The following is a 3852-nucleotide window of genomic DNA, read 5'->3' on the forward strand; positions in this document are numbered from 1 at the left end:
GATCGGGCGACCCCGCTCATCAACACATGGAGTTTGGGGGGCCGCGTCTGATTTGTAAAAGAGCGGTACACACCAGGTGGTGTGTACCGCCCCGTACCCCGGCTTTTTGCTGGGCCGGGCGCCGCGGCCGGCCCCGGCCTCCTCGGGCCGGTGCGCTCGGGTCGGTGCGCCCTGCCGTACGCCCCGGCGCGCGCGACGGCAGCACAGGACAGCAGCACACGACGACAGCGTTGCGCCGGCCGCGCGCGCACTGGCTGCCGCGCACCGGCTGCGTACCGCTCTCACGTGCGCCCCGGAGCGCGCGGCGGCTGCCCACGACGACAGCAAGCCCCCGTTCGCGCTCCGTGGAGAGCGAACGGGGGCTTGCAGCAAACGCGCTACGGGCGTGGTGCCAGCGCCGTACGGGCCCGGGGCGGCGGCCGAGCGGCCGAGCGGCCGGCGGGCTCGGCGGGCTCGGCGGGTCAGCCCTGCCAGCTGTGCGGCGCCCGGAAACCGGGCGTGCGCTCCAGGCGGCGCCAGCCCGCGGTGGAACGGCGCGGGGCCGGCGGCGCGGCGTTGTGCTGGGTTGCGGCGGCGCGGGCGAGCAGGACCGCGGTGACCGCGGCGACCTCCTCCGCGTCGGCGTGGCCCCGCTCCACCCGGACAACGGTGTCGGCGAGCGCAGGGGCAGTCGGTTCGGTTGCAGTGCTCACGGGTTCTTCGTCTCCCTTACTGCGGCGGGTTGCCGTGCTTGCGGGACGGCAGGTCGGCGTGCTTGTTGCGCAGCATCGCCAGGGATCGGATCAGCACCTCACGGGTGGCCGCCGGGTCGATGACGTCATCGACCAGACCCCGCTCGGCGGCGTAGTACGGGTGCATCAGCTCGGACTTGTACTCCTTGACCATCCGGGCCCGCATGGCCTCGGGGTCGTCCGCGCCGGCGATCTGCTTGCGGAAGATGACGTTGGCCGCGCCCTCGGCACCCATCACGGCGATCTCGTTGGTGGGCCAGGCGTAGGTGAGGTCGGCGCCGATGGACTGGGAGTCCATGACGATGTACGCGCCGCCGTACGCCTTGCGCAGGATGACCGAGATCCGCGGCACGGTGGCGTTGCAGTACGCGTACAGCATCTTCGCGCCGTGCCGGATGATGCCGCCGTGCTCCTGGTCGACGCCGGGCAGGAAGCCCGGTACGTCGAGCAGCGTGACCAGCGGGATGTTGAAGGCGTCGCACATCTGGATGAAGCGCGCAGACTTCTCCGACGCCTCGATGTCGAGCACGCCGGCCAGCGACTGCGGCTGGTTGGCGATGATGCCAACCACGGCCCCGTCGAGCCGGGTGAGCGCACAGATGATGTTGGTCGCCCAGCGCTCGTGGATCTCCAGGTACTCGCCGTCGTCGACGATCTCCTCGATGACCTTGCGCATGTCGTACGGCCGGTTGCCGTCGGCGGGCACGAGGTCGAGCAGCGCCTCGCCGCGGCGGTCGACGGCGTCGGCCGGCTCGACGACGGGCGGGTTCTCCCGGTTGTTCTGCGGCAGCAGGGAGAGCAGGTAGCGCACCTCTTCGAGGCAGGTCTCTTCGTCGTCGTAGGCGAAGTGACACACGCCCGAGGTCTCGGCGTGCACGTCGGCGCCACCGAGGCCGTTCTGGGAGACCTTCTCGCCGGTGACTGCCTGGACGACGTCGGGCCCGGTGATGAACATCTGCGAGGTCTCGCGGACCATGAAGACGAAGTCGGTGAGCGCGGGGCTGTACGCGGCGCCGCCGGCACACGGGCCGAGCATCACGGAGATCTGCGGGATGACGCCGGAGGCGCGGGTGTTGCGCTGGAAGATGCCGCCGTACCCGGCGAGCGCCGAGACGCCCTCCTGGATGCGCGCGCCGGCACCGTCGTTCAGCGACACCAGCGGGGCGCCGGCGGCGATGGCCATGTCCATGATCTTGTGGATCTTGGTGGCGTGGGCCTCGCCCAGCGCGCCGCCGAAGATCCGGAAGTCGTGTGCGTAGGTGAAGACGGTGCGGCCGTGCACGGTGCCCCAGCCGGTGATCACGCCGTCGGTGTAGGGCTTCTTCGCCTCCAGGCCGAAGCCGACCGCACGGTGCCGTCGCAGGGGCTCGACCTCGTTGAAGGAGCCCTCGTCCAGCAGCAGCTCGATCCGTTCCCGAGCCGTCAGTTTGCCCTTGGCCTTCTGCGCCTCGGTGGCCCGCTCACTCGGGCCGCGCCGAGCCTGCTCGCGAATGGCTTGCAGCTCGGCGACGCGCCCACGGACGTCACTCGCCGCTACGGGCGCACCTTCGAGATTGGTCATGCCAAGACGGTACGTTCCTTGGGCCCGGGAACCTCATGTCGTTTCCCTACAACGTCATGCTCGTTTTCGTGTCACAGGCGACAGAACCGTCCAGCGCACTTCCCGCATCGCGGGGACCTTAACCCCCATTTTCCCCTGTGTATACCCCACAAAGGATAAGGGGCTCCCCCAGCGGGCCCGCGCAGCCGGGGCATGCCACCGGCCCCGTTCGCCGCCCGAGCAGGGCGGGGAACGGGGCCGGCGGTCTAGGGGGTCAGTGGGTCAGCAACCCCCGCAGTTGTGGAACGTGACGTCCCAGTGGTTGCTCTCGCGGTAGTAGATGTTGCCGGAGGCCGACTTCCACTTCGACCCGCCGATGGACGTGAACGTCTTGGTGATGTAGTTCGTGAGGCAGGTGGAGAGGCCGAAGTCGAGCTTGTAGCCGTTCCAGTGGCTGTAGGTTCCGCTCGCGTGGCCGGTCTCCGTACCGCCGGTGACGTTCAGGGGGCAGCGGCTGGCCGACTTGAGCGTCTGCGCGCCCTGCGCGGAGCTGAGGTTGAGCTGCGTGAAGGACGTGCAGTTCGGCTTGTTGCGGTCGGAGCAACCACCGGAGGACGACCAGGTGATCCCGGCGCTCCGGAACATCGCGGTCGCCTGCTCATGGGTCAACTTGCTGACCGCCTGCGCCTCACCGGCGCCGCTGACGACACCGACTCCGGGCGCGAACAGCGCGCCGAGCGTCAGCGCGAGTGCGGTGAGGAGGGAGCGAACACCGCGCGGGGGGCGCGGACTGCCGTGCATCGCGTGATCCATGGGGGGCCTCCTGCTGAGGACGGACCTGACGGTTGACGGGTCTGTGGTGCAGGTGGAGCCCCAGGATGATGCCCGAGTTCTACGCGCGTCGCCAGAGCCTGCACATGAACGGAGCACCACGGGCTGCGGAACGGGGCGGCGGGGGGCGGGGGCACGGGGCCGAGCTCGTGGGACGTGCGGAGTACGGGGCGCACGGGGCGCACGGGGAGGCCGACGCACGGAGCACGGGGCCGGACGCGCGAGGCACGGAGCCAGGAGTCCGGGACTCGAAGCATGGCGTACGAGGCGTACGGGGCCAGCGGCAGGAGACAGCCGGTACGCGGCCGGGGCCGCGGGACGCGCGGAGCACGGGGCCGGGCGTATAGGGGACACGGAACCAGGAGTACGGGGCGCACGGGGCCAGCGGCAGGAGTCGGCCGGTACGGGGCCAGACCCGTGGGACGTACGGGGCAGGGGGCCAAGTGCACGGGGCCCGGGGCCGGGCGCACGGGGCCGAACAGGGCAGAGCTCAACATTCGGGGGTGTGAGCTGCGCGTGGCGCGGCACTCGGAAGGGTGCGGGCGCGGACGGCCGCGATGCCGGGCCGCCGGCTCCGCAGTAGCGGCCGGGCCGGAGAACCAGACCGGACGACCGGACTGAAGCACTGGCTGGACCCGGGACCTGAGCCCCGGGTCGGGGCCGTGGGGGGGCCCCGGGGGGGGTTTTAAAAAAGGACCAGCCCAACCCCCCGAACCCCCACGGGGCAAGCGGGGGAGAAGGAGAAAAAAA

3 protein-coding genes are annotated in these 3852 nt (G+C 70.9%); all 3 read right to left on the reverse strand.

Features of this window, described 5'->3' with window-relative positions; translation table 11 throughout:
- Positions 1-461: 461 nt before the first annotated feature.
- Positions 462-692 (reverse strand): acyl-CoA carboxylase subunit epsilon, encoded by a 231-nt coding sequence (locus AAHZ94_RS30220; RefSeq protein WP_349996914.1) that lies wholly within the window; start codon positions 690-692, stop codon positions 462-464.
- 16 nt (positions 693-708) lie between these two features.
- Positions 709-2292: an acyl-CoA carboxylase subunit beta gene (locus tag AAHZ94_RS30225; protein ID WP_349996915.1), complete on the reverse strand. Its 1584-nt coding sequence runs from the start codon at positions 2290-2292 to the stop codon at positions 709-711.
- A 261-nt stretch (positions 2293-2553) separates the two neighbouring features.
- On the reverse strand, positions 2554-3084 hold the full coding sequence (locus AAHZ94_RS30230; RefSeq protein WP_349996916.1) for a hypothetical protein: 531 nt from the start codon (positions 3082-3084) through the stop codon (positions 2554-2556).
- Positions 3085-3852: the final 768 nt, after the last annotated feature.

Origin of the sequence: Streptomyces sp. HSW2009, assembly GCF_040240285.1 — a bacterium.
In the GTDB taxonomy this organism is placed as follows: domain Bacteria; phylum Actinomycetota; class Actinomycetes; order Streptomycetales; family Streptomycetaceae; genus Streptomyces.

Coding starts and splice junctions, on each gene's coding strand:
- AAHZ94_RS30225 (WP_349996915.1), bottom strand. CDS start 2,292: ATGACCAATCTCGAAGGTGCGCCCGTAGCGGCGAGTGACGTCCGTGGG.
- AAHZ94_RS30230 (WP_349996916.1), bottom strand. CDS start 3,084: ATGGATCACGCGATGCACGGCAGTCCGCGCCCCCCGCGCGGTGTTCGC.